This window comes from Vibrio sp. Vb0304 (assembly GCF_033338995.1).
Taxonomy (GTDB): Bacteria; Pseudomonadota; Gammaproteobacteria; order Enterobacterales; family Vibrionaceae; genus Vibrio; species Vibrio alginolyticus.
Genome location: NZ_JAWOTT010000009.1, coordinates 1 through 18,925, shown reverse-complemented (window position 1 = coordinate 18,925; position 18,925 = coordinate 1). Strand labels below are relative to the sequence as shown.

General features: G+C 45.4%; 17 protein-coding genes. 8 read left to right on the top strand and 9 right to left on the bottom strand.

The genetic code is table 11. The features are described from left to right. Positions 1 to 25: 25 nt before the first annotated feature. Genes R7P35_RS12855 through R7P35_RS12845 form a run of 3 tightly spaced genes read right to left on the bottom strand, consistent with a single transcriptional unit; the run spans position 26 to position 5,891 of the window. Positions 26 to 373 carry a gamma-glutamylcyclotransferase gene (locus R7P35_RS12855; RefSeq protein ID WP_053303337.1) on the bottom strand — a complete coding sequence of 116 codons (348 nt, stop codon included), beginning with the start codon at positions 371 to 373 and terminating at the stop codon, positions 26 to 28. 44 nt (positions 374 to 417) lie between these two features. Further along, complete coding sequence (locus R7P35_RS12850) at positions 418 to 4,182, bottom strand: translocation/assembly module TamB domain-containing protein (protein ID WP_213904790.1); 3,765 nt, start codon at positions 4,180 to 4,182, stop codon at positions 418 to 420. Next, positions 4,179 to 5,891, bottom strand: coding sequence for an autotransporter assembly complex protein TamA (locus tag R7P35_RS12845; protein WP_005383121.1), 1,713 nt, complete (start codon positions 5,889 to 5,891; stop codon positions 4,179 to 4,181). Before R7P35_RS12845 ends, R7P35_RS12850 begins: the two co-directional genes overlap by 4 nt. A 167-nt stretch (positions 5,892 to 6,058) precedes the next feature. On the opposite strand from R7P35_RS12845, the gene msrA reads away from it, so the two are divergent. Further along, entirely contained in the window at positions 6,059 to 6,697 is a 639-nt protein-coding gene (gene msrA, locus R7P35_RS12840) for a peptide-methionine (S)-S-oxide reductase MsrA (RefSeq protein WP_005379620.1), read from the top strand. A 70-nt stretch (positions 6,698 to 6,767) separates the two neighbouring features. On the opposite strand, the gene R7P35_RS12835 is transcribed toward msrA, so the two are convergent. After that, a complete protein-coding gene (locus R7P35_RS12835; RefSeq protein WP_005379612.1) occupies positions 6,768 to 6,968 on the bottom strand; it encodes a DUF1107 domain-containing protein in 201 nt (66 codons plus the stop codon). 215 nt (positions 6,969 to 7,183) lie between these two features. On the opposite strand from R7P35_RS12835, the gene R7P35_RS12830 reads away from it, so the two are divergent. From R7P35_RS12830 to R7P35_RS12800, 7 genes are all read left to right on the top strand, one after another. Then, positions 7,184 to 7,735, top strand: a complete 552-nt coding sequence (locus R7P35_RS12830) for a YtfJ family protein (RefSeq protein WP_005383122.1) — start codon at positions 7,184 to 7,186, stop codon at positions 7,733 to 7,735. 227 nt (positions 7,736 to 7,962) lie between these two features. Then, on the top strand, positions 7,963 to 8,262 hold the full coding sequence (locus R7P35_RS12825) for a DUF2607 family protein (RefSeq protein ID WP_158173620.1): 300 nt from the start codon (positions 7,963 to 7,965) through the stop codon (positions 8,260 to 8,262). 134 nt (positions 8,263 to 8,396) lie between these two features. Beyond that, complete coding sequence (gene zrgA, locus R7P35_RS12820; RefSeq protein WP_017820285.1) at positions 8,397 to 9,050, top strand: zinc uptake protein ZrgA; 654 nt, start codon at positions 8,397 to 8,399, stop codon at positions 9,048 to 9,050. 52 nt (positions 9,051 to 9,102) lie between these two features. After that, positions 9,103 to 9,831: an ABC transporter ATP-binding protein gene (locus tag R7P35_RS12815; RefSeq protein ID WP_017820286.1), complete on the top strand. Its 729-nt coding sequence runs from the start codon at positions 9,103 to 9,105 to the stop codon at positions 9,829 to 9,831. Continuing rightward, positions 9,828 to 11,087 carry an ABC transporter permease gene (locus tag R7P35_RS12810; RefSeq protein WP_171344403.1) on the top strand — a complete coding sequence of 420 codons (1,260 nt, stop codon included), beginning with the start codon at positions 9,828 to 9,830 and terminating at the stop codon, positions 11,085 to 11,087. The genes R7P35_RS12815 and R7P35_RS12810 overlap by 4 nt, the downstream gene beginning before the upstream one ends. A 4-nt stretch (positions 11,088 to 11,091) precedes the next feature. Then, positions 11,092 to 11,586, top strand: coding sequence for a DUF3299 domain-containing protein (locus R7P35_RS12805; RefSeq protein WP_005379600.1), 495 nt, complete (start codon positions 11,092 to 11,094; stop codon positions 11,584 to 11,586). Between the two features lie 322 nt (positions 11,587 to 11,908). Further along, positions 11,909 to 12,814 carry a TIGR03899 family protein gene (locus R7P35_RS12800; protein ID WP_171344404.1) on the top strand — a complete coding sequence of 302 codons (906 nt, stop codon included), beginning with the start codon at positions 11,909 to 11,911 and terminating at the stop codon, positions 12,812 to 12,814. An 88-nt stretch (positions 12,815 to 12,902) separates the two neighbouring features. Here the strand turns inward: R7P35_RS12800 and cysC are convergent, their stop codons facing one another. The 5 genes from cysC to cobA all read right to left on the bottom strand — a co-directional run bounded on the left by cysC (position 12,903) and on the right by cobA (position 18,813). Continuing rightward, the gene (cysC, locus tag R7P35_RS12795; protein WP_005379598.1) at positions 12,903 to 13,520 is read right to left on the bottom strand and encodes an adenylyl-sulfate kinase; all 618 of its coding nucleotides are present in this window, start codon (positions 13,518 to 13,520) and stop codon (positions 12,903 to 12,905) included. A gap of 24 nt (positions 13,521 to 13,544) precedes the next feature. Beyond that, positions 13,545 to 15,269: an SLC13 family permease gene (locus tag R7P35_RS12790; protein WP_005379596.1), complete on the bottom strand. Its 1,725-nt coding sequence runs from the start codon at positions 15,267 to 15,269 to the stop codon at positions 13,545 to 13,547. A gap of 251 nt (positions 15,270 to 15,520) precedes the next feature. Continuing rightward, positions 15,521 to 16,951, bottom strand: coding sequence for a sulfate adenylyltransferase subunit CysN (gene cysN, locus R7P35_RS12785; RefSeq protein ID WP_017633444.1), 1,431 nt, complete (start codon positions 16,949 to 16,951; stop codon positions 15,521 to 15,523). 18 nt (positions 16,952 to 16,969) lie between these two features. Continuing rightward, the gene (gene cysD / locus R7P35_RS12780) at positions 16,970 to 17,878 is read right to left on the bottom strand and encodes a sulfate adenylyltransferase subunit CysD (protein WP_005379592.1); all 909 of its coding nucleotides are present in this window, start codon (positions 17,876 to 17,878) and stop codon (positions 16,970 to 16,972) included. A gap of 59 nt (positions 17,879 to 17,937) precedes the next feature. Next, complete coding sequence (gene cobA, locus R7P35_RS12775; RefSeq protein WP_213898419.1) at positions 17,938 to 18,813, bottom strand: uroporphyrinogen-III C-methyltransferase; 876 nt, start codon at positions 18,811 to 18,813, stop codon at positions 17,938 to 17,940. Positions 18,814 to 18,925 lie beyond the last annotated feature (112 nt).

Below are 18,925 nucleotides of genomic sequence, written 5' to 3'. Positions count from 1 at the left end.
TTGCTATTGATAATGTCAGTATAGCTCACACCTTTTGACACCAATCTCCGGAAGCGATTTCTTCGGTTAATTGCTCAGTATCTTGATATAAGTAGATCCAAGCTTGGCCAAAAGGCGTAGCGATGCTCTCTCGGCGATATTCCACTGGCACATCTTCTAACCTATCTAGCTCAGATAAGGTTTCATCATCAATCAGATACACTTCACCTTGAATCGAGCGTTGCCCATCAGACAACGCTGGATAAGGGCCTAAGTCATACATTGCAAATTGAGCATCCGTTTCATGTAAACCAAGAAACTGCGCCGAGCGCAAATACTGATGGTTGTACTCTCCCTTGCGTAACGTGCCGTAGACAAAAATCAAATGCTGCATAACCACTCCTTAGTCATGACTGTGTATGCTTAGGTTAAAGCACTTTAATCGAACTCAAACTGATAGAGTAGGTCAACGGCGCTATCTACACCAGATACCGCTTCTAAATACAAGTCTTGCATCAATCGGTAACGCACAGTGAACTCACCTAGGGAGTTAAAGATGCCGACACCATATTTCACCTGCAAACCTGGCAGAATATAACCACTCACCGTCACTTGCGAGTCATCGCCCGACCCAGCAGTGTCCAGCTGTAAATCCTGTACGCCAAAGGCTTCACCGATTTCACCAACCACACGACCACTCTTCGCCAAGCTTAAACCAATTAAGGTAGTTGTCATTGCATTACCACCGGCTTCACCATCAATATCTTGACCACGAAGTAGATAAGAAAGTGCATTGGCTTGGTTCATCGCGGGCTCTGAGAAAATTTCTATACTCGGATCAGATGCTGGGCCTGACACTTGTACCCCCGCAATGACATCATCTTGGGTATTGTCTGGATTACGAATCGCTTTGATAGACAAGTAAGGTTGATCTGGTGGACCATTCATCAGAATCTTACCTTCTTTAATCAATAAGTCCTGACCAAACGAACGATAAGAACCGTCGACAACATTCACTTCACCAACGATGAAAGGACCTTTGTCTTTTTGTGTCACGTTTAGGTTCCCTTTCAACCCACCTTTTAAACCAAAAGCGGCAAGTTGGAAGTCATCACCAATTTTAATGTTGATGTTCGTTTCCACATCAAACGGCATCGCAGCCACATCGTCCACTGGCTGCAAGTTTTTATCGAGAATAACGGTATCACTCGATACGCCTACCGCACTTGGTGGAAGCTCTTCGACGACAATTCTGCCCCATGGCAAATTAATATCACCCTCAATTTTCGCAAGCTGAGGGGTCACATCTATTGTCATGTCAGGCTCCACTTTGATTTTTACCATTGGAGGCAAATCAACATTGAGCTCTTTAGCAAATACACGCGCTTTAGTGCGCCAGTTCTGTAAGTCCTGCCAGTCGGCATCACCGGTAACGTTCAACTCACCATCCGGGGTTAAAATTCCGGCATCCAAGTCCGCTTGATGGCCTTTAAAGTTGATGACGACCTGCCCTGAGTTTATATCTATCGGTGTGACTTCACCCTGTAGCTTCATTTGGTCAATCAAGAACTGACCGTTCACCTTCGGATGCATAACGTCACCTGATATCGCTAGGTCAGTATTCATGTTTGCTTTAAACAAGCTGTACTCACCAATCAACGGTGCCAAGAAGTCCAAGTGGAACGTAGAGAGTGAAACCTTACCATCAATAGTGGGCTTTTCAGACGAGACATTCAGTAAAGAAACCTTACCAGACAAGTCACCGTTATCTTTCACATCAAATAGCCACTCGGCATCAAGCTTGTCTTTCGCTAATGCTGCTTTAAAGTTGAAGCTTTCCCAACCGACTTTAATTGGCTGTTCAAACGCTTGTTCAACTTGGCCTTTTGGCATATTGACACTTAAGGTTACTTCAGGCTTTTTCTCTGGTGCCCATTTAGCAAAAGCCTGTGCATTAACCGAGCCTTGCAGCTTGGTTTCTGGCGGCAGGAATTGTTTGATTTGGTCAAAATCAAAATCATTGATGGCTAACTTCGCCTGGCCACTCTTACCGACACTAATGTCTTCGGTTAGACATACGCTCGACTCCGCTTGCAACCAACAATGCGCTTGAACGTTCGCGATCTGTTTGTCGATATTGACCTTCACCGCGGTCGATTTTTGCAACGCCCACGGGCCTTGTTGCGAGCTCAGCGTCAAGCGGCGCAGCGCCCCATCCCAAATCATTTCTGGTTTCTGCTGGAATGTCCCTTCAATTTCTAAACTGGTCGACACCAGGTCAGACACTACATCGAGCGTCAGTTGATGCAGTTTTTCATCCCCAGAGACTTCAAGGTCAGCACTATCAACTTTTATGTCGTCATAGGTAATGTTGTTCGCAATAAGGCTTATGTTCGCTTTTGGTGCTGGCAGAGGCTTCACATCACCCTTTAAGGTGATCGTTTCTACGTTCGCCTGTTGCTGCCAGTTTATCTGATTTAAAGCGAGATCAAGATTGATGTCTGGTTCTTTCAAGCTACCACGTAGTGCGACTTTACCTTGCATTTTACCTGCAAGATCCGGAACACTTTTCGCAAAATCAGGGAAGTTAACCTCAACATCCATCAGAATTTGCTTATCGATCTTACCCTTTGCACTGAGTTGGTTTGGACCATGAGAAAGCGCTAAACCCTGAGTGGTAAGTTGGATGTCTTCGCCTTTGCCGTTTTTATCAGACGCTTCAAGTTGCCCTTCAACATTCAGCGGATACCCTCGCAAAATGCCGTCAATGTCTAACTTAGGCAAACTGACTTGCCAACCGCCTTGTTCTGTTAACGACCCCGAAGTCGAAAGGTTACCGCTGATATCCCCTTCAGCTTCTTTCCATTGTAAACCTGGTTGAATGTTTTTCAGGTTCAAGTCAGCTTGCCAGTTGATTGGCGCGGCCCAATTGGCCATGACTTTCCCAGAGAGTTCGCCCCCTAAGGTTTTCACTACAAGGCTTTCGAGGTCAATTTGCTCTAGCGTACCTTTGCCGTTTAGTGCGACATCAACGGCGGGAATATCTTTGCCCGAAGCTTTGGTTTCTAATGCGACTTCGTAGCCATCAAGTGAGCCTTTTGCCGCCAAGCTTGGTACAGAAACCTGGTAATCGCTTTGTCCAAATAGCGGCCATTGCGCCTGTACATTTTTAATCGCGACATCAAACGGCAACTGTGTTTTAAGCGGTTGAATATCACCTTTGATCTCCGCTTGTACAAGCTCAGAAAGCGTAGCATTTAGTGACAAATCACCAACCGAACCCGAGACCGAAAGCGACAGTTTTTGTCCCTTCGCATCCGCTTGCTTCACTAACGCGTCCAATTGCGCTTTGATAGGGTAATCAGAAGAAAGCGTCACTTGTGTGCTCAACTTGCCTTCCACTTCTGGCATGTCGAGCTCTAACGTTTTGACATCAACACGTTCACTGCCTGCTCTTGCAACCAAACCAAGATGATTGACGATCACTGGCGTTTCACCCGCCAGTTTGAAATTGTGAATATCAAGACGACGCGCTTCAACCGTCAGTGGAATCCATACTTCGGGTAACACAATATCTTGCGGCGTAACGTCAGTTTCTTTCGGCTCCTCGGCAGCCGCTTCAGGTTCAGCCTCACTTGGTGCTAAAGCCACATTAATGTCTTTCAACGCGGTAGGTGCGATCACCAAACGATCACCCTGCATCGACAAAGCGGTCGAGAATGTTTGCCAATCAATTTGATTGCCCAGCACATTGACATTGATGTCATTAAAGCTGACTTTATTAACAAAAATTGGCACTGGCGTACTGATAGAACGCAGTGGTGGTGTTTCCTCTTGCTCCTCGCTTGCTGGCGGTAGCTCTGGCATCTTAAAGTCAAGCCCCTGCAGTCTTAACTCATCGACACAGACCTTAGGGTCAAAGAAACAGCGGAAGTTCACTGCCAAAGCTAAACGCTCGACTTTGGCGTCGATATTCAAAGACTCATCGACAAAACTGACGTTATGCAGTTCGAAGCGAGGAAACAATGAACCCTGCACTTTTTCAATCTGCAATTGTGGTAATGCTTTTTCAGCTCCCCACAAGGCAAATTTGAGTCCTGGGTGGGTAAACAAAACTGTCGCGACAATAATGATGAGCAACAGCAATAGACCAATCAAACTGAGCGACAGCCATTTGGTCCACTTAAACATCATTTTGATCATAGCTCAGGCCCCAATGAGAAGTGGATACGAAACTCTCGTTCTGGTTTTGCATCCAACCCCCATGCAAAATCAAAACTAACAGGGCCCACCGGAGACGCCCAGCGGATACCAACACCAGCACCTGATTTCCAATCTGGTGTTTCATTAAACGCATCACCAATATCGTAAAACGTTGCAGCCCACCAGTTTCCATAAACACGATATTGATATTCTAATGTACTGCTAACAATGTATTTACCACCCGTCAAAGCACCACTCTCATCCACAGGTGAAATAGATTCATAGCCGTAACCACGAATATTATTGTCACCACCAGCGAAGAAACGCAGCGACGGTGATAGTTTTTCAAGTTCATCGGTAATATTCGCACCACCTTCTAAGCGGAACAAACCACGATGATTCTCTCCAATACCACGAATCCAAGATGTCGAGCCAATTAAGCGGAGCACTCTAGTTTCAGAAAGCATAGCGGTATCACCATACTCAATAGTGATGCTTTGCTTGTCTCCCCACATTGGCATATTGCCCCCTCGAACCCTAGTCCGAGAAAATGTCGCACCTGGAAGTACGAAGTTGAATTCATCATCTTGTAAACCTTGCGTAAAGCTCTCGTACAAATGACGAACATAAACGGTATTATGCCAACCACCGTCTGCTAACCAATGACGCTCCACTGCAAGGTTAGACTCGATACTCTGCGTGTCACGGTTGTCTAGGTTTTTAAGCCCATATTGAACTTGATAATAATCGTTAGCGACATCTTCTAAAGGAATTTTGTAAGAAGCAGTCACGGTTTGCTCTGGCTTAGATAGGGATAAAGCAGTGTTGAAACTGTGTCCTCGGGAGCTCACCCAAGGTTTCTTCCACTTCAACGTTCCTCGAACGCCAACATCCGTTGAGTAACCAATACCCGTCTCGATCTGATTCTTCGAAGCAGGAGATAAAGACACTTTAATTGGCAAGTCTCGGCCATCATCAAGCCTATCCAATTCAGGCTCAACAAAAACTGAGGAAAACCACTCCGTATTTGATAGCTTCTGGTTAAACTCGCCCAGCTTCGAAACGTTGTATGGGTCCCCTTCTTTAAAAGGTTGTAGTGATGCGACACGGTCTTCCCAGATGTGGTTGCCAATAAAAGAAACGTCGCCAAAATTGAAACGTATTCCACTGCTGTAGTGCAAACGGACATTAGCTTCGTTCAGATCAGGGATAACCTCTAATCGACTTAGCGTAAACTCACCATTGAAGTAACCACGCTGAAGCGCCAAGTTACGAATGCCTGACTTAAGGCTGTCGTATTGGCCTTGATTCAAAACTTGACCAACTTTGAGCGGAGAGCGCTCAATAAGTTTTGCAAACTCTTCATCGTCCTTGGCCTCTCCAGTGATGACCACATCCATGACTTTCACTTTCACTGGCAAGCCCGGCTTGATGAGCACAATTAACTCATCATTCGCTTCAGGAATAGAGTATGAAATTTTTGCATGATAATACCCAAGCGCGTTAAGCGCTTCAGTGATACTTTGATCTAATCTCGCTTGAAAACGCAGAGAAGTGGAGTAATCCTTCTCTGGAATAGATGATAGATACGCACTGACATTCTCTTCTAAAGCGCCATCAATGCCTTTCAAAGTCAAAGAAACATCGGCATAGGCACCATGAGAAAAGGCAAACAGGCCAACAATGGTGGGGAGAGCTTTTTTTATCATGCTTTTATGGCTGAATGAGGTTAAGTAAACGTAAATAATGATAACGCCAATTAGATTCTAAGTCTGTAATATTAATAGGTTTAACGCGGTCTATGTCATCACAGCATCAGATACAGACGAAATGAAAAAGTTCGCAAATTTAAGACACGTATTGAAGGACAAATACCATGCTCAACAAACAAACATTGATCAGTATAGAAGATGCCTTGCCAGGTAGAGATCAACCAATGCAGATTGACGATCATCATTTTGTAAATAAATCTAACCTAAAGGCGCCTCTTGCGTCACACCAACAGCAGATTTTGCTCGGAATGGGCTGTTTTTGGGGCGCTGAGCGCGTATTTTGGCAACTCGACGGCGTTGTATCTACTTCGGTCGGTTACGCTGGGGGGTACACACCCAATCCCACGTATGAAGAGGTCTGTACAGGTAAAACGGGTCATACAGAAGTCGTACGAGTCGTTTTCGATGAACGCGTCATCTCATTAGAAAAGCTACTGGCTGTTTTTTGGGAAAAACACGACCCAACTCAGGGAATGCGTCAAGGTAACGACTTAGGTACTCAATATCGTTCTGCAATTTACACTTATTCGACGGAGCAGCTCGAGAGCGCAGAGAAATCGAAACTCTTGTATCAGCAAGCACTGCAAGAAGAGCAACGCGCGAACATCACCACCGAAATACAACCAGCAGGTCCGTATTACTTTGCGGAAACCTACCACCAGCAATATTTGGCGAAAAACCCTGATGGTTACTGTGGCATCGGAGGAACGGGAGTTTGCTTCCCACCAAGCCTCCAAGGATAAACCTAACTAGCAACAAAAAGAGCGACCGATATGGTCGCTCTTTTCTAAATCTAAGTGGGTACCAAGCTAACTAAGCCGATAATGATGCTATCACTTGGTTGACTTCTTTAAAGATGGTGAGCCTTTTATGATCGTTGACGTCAGGTAGTAACACTTTGCCATTGTCGAACTGAAAACAGCCAACCCCAACAATAAAAAACTGACCTTTGAACAACGTTTTAACAAAACGGGCCACTTGTAATGGTCGATATACAGCAAACTCACGTAGCATAACTCACCTCAATTCCTTTGAGAAAACACGGATTGCTTATTTTTCCTCTGCAATCTTAATGCGCAATTTGCGACGGAACTCATTTTAGCAAATTCTAAATATAACGCAAGATTACACCACTCCATACGTTAAATAAATGTTATAAACGGTCCTACAAATTTCTAAGATCTGGATATATACTGGAAGCTTCCAAACCTCGTACGGAATATAACAATATGAAAACTAAGACTCTCCTACCTCTACTACTGGCCTTAACGCCAAGCTTGACCTTTGCACACAACTTGTCAGTAGGAAAAAGCGTTCCTCCTGTCAATGTTGCCGCTTACGGCGAGATTGTTTTACAAGGCGAAGGCGTTGCATACCAACCCTGGGCAACTCAACATATGCAAGGCAAAGTTCGTGTTATTCAAGCCATCGCAGGCCGTAGCAGTTCAAAAGAGATGAATGCCCCTTTAATGTCGGCAATAACAGCGGCAAATTTTCCACAAGAAAGCTACCAGACGACGACTATCATCAACCAAGATGATGCAATTTGGGGGACAGGCTCTTTCGTGAAGTCTTCAGCTCAAGACAGCAAAAAAGAGTTTCCTTGGTCATCCATGGTTCTTGATGAAAATGGCGTAGTTGCTAATACTTGGGACCTGAAAGAAGAAAGCTCGGCCATTATTGTTCAAGACAAAACGGGCAAAGTTCTGTTTGTCAAAGAGGGCGCACTTGAGCAAGATGAGATAACAAAAGTCATTGAGCTTATTAAACAGAACATCTAGCTTCATTGAATGGCTCCTTGTTCCTGTTGTAAGGAGCTATATGAATTTGATTAGAAGCATGGGCAGTGATAACTCTGCTCTTTATAAGTGCGACACTTCCATCAGAGAGTATTACCAATATTTTTCGGCACGTATGTGTTGAGTTAAATTTTTCTGCTAGCCAACAAAAGAGTGAACTTTTATTCATTATGGGTGTTATATTATAACAGTCGGTAAGAGGAGCTCAGATGTACCACCACCAGCAAAAAACACTAAGATATTGGTATCGCACTGCTTTATTTTTCAGTGTTGCGTTGCTGATCGCTTGGAACTTTGCGGTTGTACTCCATCAAGTCGATCTGACGCCCGACCATCATACCCATCATCATTGCCAATTATTTTCTGGGGTTCAGCACGGTATAGCAAAGGTACAACCAACCCTCTCTACACCGACTTTTACGCGCGCCCAGCATCATCATGTTTTTTTGCATCTCGTGTACGGCGAAGAAATTCTTGGCGCTGCTCGTGCCCCTCCTTATTTTGCTTAATTTCCAAACTATTCCACACTCAAAATTATTGAGTTCATTTCCGCACCTAGTGTGTCAGGGAACAATAACTTAGTGAAACTCGAATCTGAGCAATACCGCCTTTGGTTAATGCCAGTAAAATTAGGAAAAATACAATGTCATCAAAACACGTTTTAGCCCTTGCTATTGGCCTCACTTTATCGACAGCAGCGAATGCAAACGAATACCGCCAGCATGGTGCTCATGTGCATGGTCACGTCGAGTTTAATATCGCCCAAGATGGCAAAGATCTGTTAGTAGAGATCACAGCTCCTGGAGCTGATGTTGTGGGTTTCGAACATGCTCCAGAAAACGCGCAACAAGAGCAAGCGCTTAAACAAGCCGTCGCTACACTCGAAGACAGCAACGCATTGTTCGCTATTAACTCACAAGCTGATTGTAATGTTGAAGAAGCTTACGTGAGCCACAACCTAAGCGAAACTCATGAGGAACATGATCATAGTGAGCACGACCATGATGACCATGCACATCACGATCATGAAGGGCACGAACACCATGATCATAATGAACATCATGATAAACATGACCACCATGACGATCATGATGAGGCGCACGATCATGGCGGTCACGGTGAATTTTCGGTGCAATATCGCTTCAGTTGCGAACAAGTTAATCAGCTTAGCCAAATCCAAACCGATTGGTTTAACCAGTTCCCAACTACAGAGTCCATCAGCGTCAATATATTCACTGATACCATGCAATCAGCAATTAAATTAAGCAAAGATAACACCCAAATCGTAATCAAATAACACGAGTGGCGTGTAAGTACCTACTTACACGCCAAAGCTTTGGTGATTTAATATGACTGAAACCACACCAAATGTTGTCGAGCTAGAGGATGCCCAATTTTTCTGGCCCGGTTCAATCAACGCAACCATCCACATCCCTAAATTACACATTACACAAGGCGAGCATGTGTTTATCAAAGGTCCAAGTGGCTGCGGTAAATCGACCTTGCTCGCTTTGTTGACGGGGATTAACACATTAACTTCAGGCTCTCTATCTGTACTCGATACTGACCTTGCTAGTTTAAGTGCCAGTCAGAGAGACCGCTTTCGCGCCAATCATATTGGCTACATCTTTCAACAGTTCAATTTATTGCCGTACCTTAACGTACTTGAAAACGTATTATTGCCATGTCAGTTCAGTAAAATACGACGTGACCGTGCCCATTTAGGTGCCTCATCTCAAACGTTAAATGAACAGGCTCAGGCCCTACTAGAACGACTGCACCTGCCAAACGAGCTTCATACACGCCCTGTCTCTGAATTGAGTATTGGTCAACAACAACGTGTGGCTGCGGCTCGAGCTCTGATAGGACATCCAGAGTTAGTGATCGCTGACGAACCAACCTCAGCTTTAGACTATGACAATCGTAAAGCATTTATTGAGCTCCTTATGGAGCAAGCGAATCAAGCCAATGCCACACTGGTATTCGTTAGCCACGACCCAACACTCGAACCCTTATTCGATCGCACGCTCAATCTACCCGACATTAATCAAGTATCTAGCCTAGGAGCCATATCATGAGTGCTGTTGTAAAGCTCGCCTGGAAAAGCTTGATGAACCGCAAAGCGACGGCAATTCTAACCATCATGACCGTTGCGATTTCAGTGGTACTCCTCTTGGGCGTCGAGCGTATCCGAACTCAAGCCAAGGATAGCTTCGCTAATACAATTTCAGGCACTGACCTCATTATTGGTGGACGCTCTGGGCAAGTGAACCTATTGCTCTATTCTGTGTTTCGTATTGGTAATGCGACCAACAACATCGATTGGAAAAGCTACCAAGAGTTTGCCAATCATCGTTCAGTCGATTGGGCTATTCCAATCTCGCTTGGCGACTCGCATAAAGGCTTCCGAGTTATGGGAACCAATCACAGTTACTTTGAGCATTACAAGTTTGGAAGTAAGCAACCACTAACATTTAGCAAGGGTAGAGAATTCCATGGTTTATTTGAAACCGTGCTAGGTTCTGATGTCGCTAAACAACTTGGTTATGATATCGGTAGCGAAATCATCATTGCCCACGGCATTAGCGACGTTGGCTTTAGCCGTCATGACAATCTGCCATTTAAAGTTGTCGGTATCCTTGCACCTACAGGAACACCAGTCGACAAAACTGTCCATGTATCATTGGAAGCCATCGAAGCCATTCACGTCGGATGGGAAAGTGGTGCGCGTTTGGGCCCGACACCCAAGGCACAAGATCTCAAAAACAGAGACTTTCAGCCCAAACAAATTACCGCTATGCTCGTTGGTTTGAAATCTCGTATTCAAACTTTCGCCCTGCAAAGACAAATTAACACCTACCCCAAAGAGCCGCTCAGCGCCATTATGCCCGGCGTTGCGTTGCATGAGTTATGGGGAATGATGTCGGTTGCAGAGCAAGCCCTAATGGCAGTATCTGGTTTTGTCGTGATCGCAGGGTTGTTAGGTATGTTAAGCAGTCTATTAACTAGCCTACAGGAACGCCGCCGTGAAATGGCGATTTTGCGTGCCATGGGAGCAAGGCCTCGTCATGTTTTCTCACTCTTAATTAGTGAAGCCAGCTTGCTTACTGCTGCTGGTATTATTACTGGCGTTACTGGGCTGTATGCCATTCTTGCTATCGCGCAGCCGATCATCCAACAGCACTATGGAATACATCTCACCTTAAGCATCTTATCTACTTATGAGTGGATGCTATTAGGTTTCGTACAATGCGCTGGTATTGTGATTGGTTTCATTCCCGCACTCCGCGCCTACCTACAGTCACTGAGTGACGGAATGACAATAAGGATTTAATAAAATGTGGAAAAAAATACTCGCAAGTTGCTTGCTGGTCGTCGCATTCACAGCGCCTGTTATGGCCAGCGAAGAACCATTGAAGCTTGACTGGATTGACCTTGTTCCAGAAAAAGAGCGTAAATTGTTCGACAGTATAGGCATGCCTGCATCTGATCACAGTGGTGGCGCAGCGCAGCAGTCCAAGATTGGTAATGTTCGACCAGAACTGAACGGAAGCCAAGTTAAAATTCCGGGGTTTGTTATCCCACTTGAAGGTGATGCCGATACCGTCACCGAATTTTTATTGGTGCCATATTTTGGAGCTTGTATTCACGTGCCACCACCGCCTCCAAACCAGATCATTTACGTGAAGTTTCCGAAAGGCGCGCCTGTTCAAGAGTTGTGGGATGTCATATATGTGGTTGGAACGTTGAAAACCGAGACGATAAACCACGAACTGGCAGAAACGGCTTACGTTATTGAGGGATCAGAAATAGAAGCCTACGACGATATGTAATTTAAGTCGTCGATAAGCCTCGCTACACCTAAGGCGTCACACTGGCGCCTTTTTTAGCTTTGTGCTACACGATATAACGAGATAAATACGCTAATACGCCCACATAAATAACCAAAAGAAACGCTATCGACAGGTGCTTTTTGAGTTTACCTGCTTCTGAGAACTTCATAGCCCCTCCAAAATAACGATAACAATTTTAACAACTCATTATCATTTTGAATAGCCCTATTCGTTCAAAAACTGAGAACTCCTGTCTGGTCGCTTGGTCAGATAAGGTGTAAATTTAAACGTGCGAACCGCGCAGTTCTTGGTAGGAAAACGAATGGCAGACCCGACAAAGCAACCTGTTGTCATCGAACATCAGTCAGACACAAAAAAAAATACGCAACAAGAAAAGAAACAAGGCTACATAAAAGACAGTGCTAGTAAGGTAAAAACCATAGCCCAAATACACGGTCTTGACGCCTTACTGCAAACCGAACCGCCAGCCAAATCTGCGTTTGAAAGAGCCCAATTGCGAGAGCAAAGACGCCAAGAACAGCGACAAAAAAACTTAGAACAGATTTTAAAATTAGCGCACAGTTCATGCCGAGATGAGACAGCGGGAGAGCCAGACCAAGATTGGTTGCATCGATTTTTTGAGATGGCTCAAGACATCCATAACAGCGCGATGCAAAAGCTATGGGCTCAAGTGATGAAGCGTGAAGTGACAAATCCGGGCTCAACGTCCATGAAAGCGTTGAAAACCCTCAAAGATATGTCACCAAAGGAAGCACAAACTCTGCAAAGAGCCGCCTCTTTAGCGTGCAGTTTTGGAGGGGATCACAGCAGAAAACTGCTGATTGGTTACAAAGCGCAAGGAGGCATATTTAGCTTCGGCAAGCGAGACGTCGCCAACAGCCTAAATATGGGAAGTTTTCAACTGCCGTATTCAAGCTTGTTGCTCTTAATTGAATTAGGGCTGCTGCACAGTGCCGAACTTGAATCTGGCGAAATTAGTATCGAGACACCGTTGGTCCTCACCTACCAAGGTAAAAACTTGTCGCTGCACGTAAACAGTAAAGGTGTCCGCCTTTTATATTACCGCTTCACACCCACAGGCAATGAGCTCTGCACCTTGCTCGGAAACAAACCACATGCCGAATACTACGAGCAAATGCTTGCACTGTTAAATCATAGATTTAGTGTCCATAGTGAAGCTAAAAGTACGGTTCATCATACTGTCTAGCCAGTTGGAGAAGCATTTGACCACCTATGATCCAAATACTTCTCCAGCCGCTCAAAGAGCTTTAGGTCACCTATGATCTAAATGATTTTTATCGGATCACACCGCGTTGTTTAAGATCGATTAAGCACAAATCCACCAGCTCATCGACACTCTTTTCTCCCGCGGGCAAATCGATTTCAGGGTTCTCTGGCGCTTGATATTCCGAATCAATACCAGTGAAATTAGGAATCTCTCCCGCACGGGCTTTACGGTATAAACCCTTAGGATCTCGACCTTCGCAAACCTCTAGAGATGCATTGACATACACTTCGATAAACTCGCCTTCTGGCAATAAATCGCGCACTAACTTCCGCTCTGCACGATGCGGTGAAATAAACGCCGACAGAACAATTAAACCCGCATCTGCCATCAACTTCGCCAGTTCACCAATGCGACGAATGTTCTCGCGACGGTCCTGTTCAGAAAAACCTAAATCGCTACACAAACCATGTCGTACATTGTCACCATCCAATAAATAGGTGTGGTAACCCAATGCTGCAAGGCGATTTTCCAACGCCCCAGCTACGGTTGATTTACCCGCTCCAGATAAACCAGTGAACCACAATACGGCAGGTTTTTGCTTCTTTAATTCAGCACGAAACTGTTTATCAACCGAATGCTGGTGCCAAACAATGTTTTCATCTTTTACCGTCGTTTCGGCAGTCATAACGTATCCTTGTAAATATCGGAATTAAAACGGGAAAAAGACCGGGATCAAAGTAAGTACTAATACAGAGTACACAATCGAAATTGGCACTCCAATTCTCACGTAGTCGGTCAATTTGTAATTTCCTACGCTGTACACCAGCAGGTTAGTTTGGTAACCGTAGGGAGAGATAAAGCTCGCACTCGCGCCGAACAAAACCGCCATGATGAATGGCATCGGATCCACGCCATAACCCACCGCCATGCTATAGCCGATAGGAAAAGAAAGCGCAGCCGCGGCATTGTTTGTCACCAATTCAGTGAGTACCAATGTCATGATATAAGTCGCCACCAAGGCACCAAATACTCCCCAGCCATTAAACGCTTCAATAAACATCACTCCCATTCTTTCTGACAATCCAGAAGAGATCATCAGTTGAGCAATAGACAAAGCGGAACCGACAATCACGACGATATCGATCGGAAAACGGCGGCGCAGTTCTGAAATCTGCACAATACCAAACGCAATAAGCGCGATAAGGTACGCAGCTAGACCTTTAATAATTGGCACTAACTCTAATAGAGCGCATCCAATTACGGCTGCAAAGCCCAGTAATACAATGGAAGACTTATTGGTATCAAGCCGAGCGCTAGAGTCCAAGTCATGCACTAAGACAAACTCTTTACGATGAGCTCGGCGTTCAGACTCAAAACGCTTGCCTGGAACCAGAACTAACGTGTCCCCTGGCGCTAAGGTAATACTACCCAAGCCACCTTCTAGGCGTTCGTGGCCTCGGCGAATCGCCACAACAACGGCATCGAATCGGTCGCGGAATCGGCTCTCTTTGAGGGTTTTGTAGCAAAATGTCGCCGACGAGCTCACCACAACTTCGATAAAGTTTTGCCCATTTAAGTGCTGCTGACCAAACAACTTGAGGCCCGGAATTTCTTGCAGGGTCGCGACGCTCTCAACATCGCCACAAAATAACAGGCGGTCTTTTGCATTGAGCACAAAATCCGGTCCCACAGAAGAAACAGTAACACCATCGCGCACCACTTCTGCAAGAAACAGTTTGCGCAGAGCACGTAAATTATTCTCGCTGATCGTACGCCCAACTAGCGGTGAGCCTGGCTCAACGCGAGACTCAAGAAAGTAAGGTAAATCTTCTTGGTTTTGATCATCATAATTCGGTAGCAAGTAGCTGAGCGGGATAAGAATCAGCATCCCTCCCACCAGCACAGCCAAACCTATCATCGTAGGTGTAAAAAAGCTCAGGCTCGGTAAGCCTGCGTCTTCGACAAAGCTGTTGATGATTAAGTTAGTCGACGTACCAATCAAAGTTAACGTGCCACCAAAAATGGCGGCGTAAGACAAGGGAATAAGTAATTTCGAAGGTGCATGCTGCTGATTACGCTTAATCGCCCCAATCAATGAGACAACCACAGCGGTATTATTCGTAAATGAAGAAAGCAAGGCGGTCGACACACCGAGCTTAGCAATCACGCTGCCTAACTGACCCTCAGAGATACTTCGGCTCACCCAACTGATCAGCAGTGTTTTTTCTAGAGCACAGGATGCAAGAATCAATAGAACCAGGGTTAACAATGAAGAGTTGGTAAAATTGGATGCGATAGTGGCTGAATCCATCATCCCAGCCATGAATGCAATAAAAGCGGCACCCGCAAAGACGTAACTAGGCTTAATTTTCGTGACAAGCAAGCAAGTGATAATGCCAAGCAAAATCGCTAACACAAACCCTTGTTCCCACATAGCCTTTCCTTACCAAATAGCCCTAAAGGGCACAACAACGACTCATTTATCCATGAAACACCGACAAACGAGTAAACAGACAAAAATCAGCGCAAGCGAAAAGAACATCAGAATGCTCGGTTTTCTTGGGCTCCACCGAAGCATTCTGGTATTAGGAGAATACCTAACGACATTTCGCAATTCAGTTAGGTAGCGACGCCCCAAGTACAACAGCAGACAGAGCCTGAAATTATCGTACTTGGGTAAGCCAGTTACTTTTTCAGAAACTGGCTGACGTCTTTTGCTTCCCAGTGTGGGAAGTGTTTACGGACAAGCGCATTAAGCTCAACTTCAAACGCAGAGATGTCCGTCAAATCGCGCTCAACCACGGCGAGGCTCTCTTTAACCATGCCGGCACCAACCGTCACGTTTGTCAGACGATCGATAATGATAAAGCCACCGGTATCTGCACAGTCTTGATAATTGTCCAGCGCGACTGACTCATTAAGAGACCATTCACACAAACCAATACCATTCAATGGCAGCTCTGCCGAGCTATGAGTCGAGAGATTATTAATGTCATATTGATGACGAATCGCTTCAACATGACCTACGGTTTTCTTACCTGCGATTTTGATGTCATAGTCACGACCCGGTTGCAGGGGTTGCTCTGTCATCCACACCACATCGGCAAGCAAATGGTTTGTGGTTTCCACTTGAGCATTATCTAGAACAATCAAATCGCCACGGCTAATATCGATCTCATCGCTTAGCGTCAGAGTGACAGCTAATCCGGCACGAGCTTCTTCGATATCACCATCAAAGGTCACAATACGTGCCACTGTTGACGTTTTACCCGATGGCAATGCTTTAATGGCATCACCGACTTTGATCGAACCAGAAGAAATGGTCCCCGCAAAACCACGGAAATCGAGGTTAGGACGATTAACGTATTGCACAGGGAAGCGGAATTCACCCGCGCCTTTTTCTTGATCCACATCGACCGTTTCAAGAAGCTCAAGCAATGATGGGCCTTTAAACCAAGTCAGGTTTTGGCCTTTATCCACCACATTGTCCCCTTCAAGCGCTGAGATCGGGATGATTTGAATATCAATATCCCCTGTCAGATTCTCAGAGAACTTCAGATACTCATCGCGGATCTCTTCAAAGCGCTCTTGGGAGTAATCCACTAAGTCCATCTTGTTGATCGCCACAACAAAGTGCTTCAAACCCAACAGGTTGGAAATGAAAGAGTGACGACGAGTTTGATCGAGAATGCCCTTACGTGCATCAACCAGAATCACAGCTAAGTCACATGTCGATGCGCCTGTAGCCATGTTACGTGTGTACTGCTCGTGTCCAGGAGTATCTGCAATGATGAATTTACGTTTCTGCGTCGAGAAATAGCGGTAAGCCACATCAATCGTGATCCCCTGCTCTCGCTCAGCTTGTAAGCCATCGACCAACAACGCAAGGTCGGGCTTTTCACCCGTGGTACCCACACGTTGGCTGTCTGAATGCACTGCCGCTAGCTGATCTTCATAAATTTGTTTTGAGTCATGGAGTAAGCGACCGATTAATGTACTTTTACCGTCATCCACCGAGCCACAAGTCAAGAATCTAAGTAACGACTTGTACTGGTGTTGTGTTAAATAGCCTTCGATACCAAGCTCGGCTAATTGAGCTTCAACTGCACTGTTCATTATCTTTCCTTAGATCCTTTAGAAGTAACCTTGACGTTTCTTAAGCTCCATCGATCCTGACTGATCGTGGTCGATCGCTCGGCCTTGGCGCTCACTCGACGTTGCCACCAGCATCTCTTCAATAATGCCAGTTAAAGTGTTCGCTTCAGACTCAATGGCCCCGGTCAATGGATAACAACCAAGGGTACGGAAGCGCACACTCTTCTCTTCAATCACTTCACCCGGTTGAAGCTCCATACGATCATCATCAACCATGATCAGCATGCCATCGCGTTCAACAACTGGGCGTTTGTCCGCGAGGTAAAGCGGCACGATCTCGATGTTTTCTAAATAGATGTATTGCCAGATATCAAGCTCAGTCCAGTTAGACAGCGGGAATACACGAATGCTCTCACCCTTATTAACCTGACCGTTGTACGTCTTCCATAGCTCAGGACGTTGGTTTTTAGGGTCCCATGTATGGTTCTTATCGCGGAATGAATACACGCGCTCTTTCGCCCGTGATTTCTCTTCATCACGGCGCGCGCCACCAAAGGCCGCATCAAAACCGTACTTGTTCAGCGCTTGTTTTAAGCCTTGAGTCTTCATGATGTCAGTGTGCTTAGAAGAACCATGAACAAACGGACTACAGCCCATGGCTAGACCTTCTGGATTCTTATGTACCAAAAGCTCAAAACCGTATTTGGCCGCGGTGCGATCACGAAATTCAATCATCTCGCGGAACTTCCAATCGGTGTCGACATGCAGCAATGGAAATGGAATCTTACCTGGGTAAAAAGCTTTACGCGCTAGGTGCAGCATCACTGATGAGTCTTTACCAATCGAATACATCATGACTGGGTTATCAAACTCAGCCGCAACTTCACGGATGATGTGGATACTCTCCGCTTCGAGTTGTTTAAGGTGAGTTAAACGTTGTTGGTCCATGTTTTGTATTTCCTTTTTAAGCTTGAAGGCGCATTACGTCTCTAATCTTTGGTCTGAAATTATATGGAGTTGGCAATAGCACTTTTGTTGAATTCAGTACTAGACAAAAACCAGTCTAACTTTTGAGACAGTCGCACTACCTCTCCGACAACAATCAAAGATGGCGACTGTGCTTCCTTCGATAAATCAGAGAGTTGGGAGAGTTCTCCCGTAAATACTTTTTGTTGAATCTGCGTGCCACGCTCAATAATGGCAATCGGAGTCGACGCTGAACGGCCATGCTTAATGAGTTGATTCTGAATATAGTGTGATTTCATCAGCCCCATGTAGATCACTAAAGTCTGATTCCCACGCGCCAACGTGGACCAATCCATCTCATCACTTTCTTCTTTCAAGTGGCCAGTCACAAAGATGGCCGATTGCGCATACTCACGATGAGTCAGTGGAATACCAGCATAAGCGGTTGCGCCAGCTGCTGCGGTAATGCCAGGGACAACTTGAAAACGAATGCCAGCATCAGCAAGCACTTCTAACTCTTCACCACCACGACCGAATACAAACGGATCACCACCTTTAATGCGCACTACTTTGTAGCCCTGCTTGGCAAAATCCACCAAAAGCTGATTCGTCTTCTCCTGCGGCACACTGTGATGCCCAGCTCGCTTCCCAACGCACACTAAAATCGTATCGCTTGGAATCAATGCCATGATTTCTTCAGACACCAAGTAGTCGTACAAAACCACGTCAGCTTGCTGCAAGCAGTTCAGTGCTTTCACCGTCAGAAGTTCAGGATCGCCTGGTCCTGCACCTACTAAGGCGACTTCACCAGGCTGTAGCGATTGCTTTGCAAAACGAGTAATACCAGCGACTGGGTTGTCAGAAACTAACCGGGGCTTTGGTTTAGGAAAAGAAGTGACTGAATCGTTCGTTGCCATGTGCTTGCTCATCGTCCATTGATATCGTTATGCAAGCATTATGGCGGGGCGTTTATATTACCTGAAATTCTAAAATTTCATTTTTTATTCAAAAATCTGCTAAGAAGTTTTT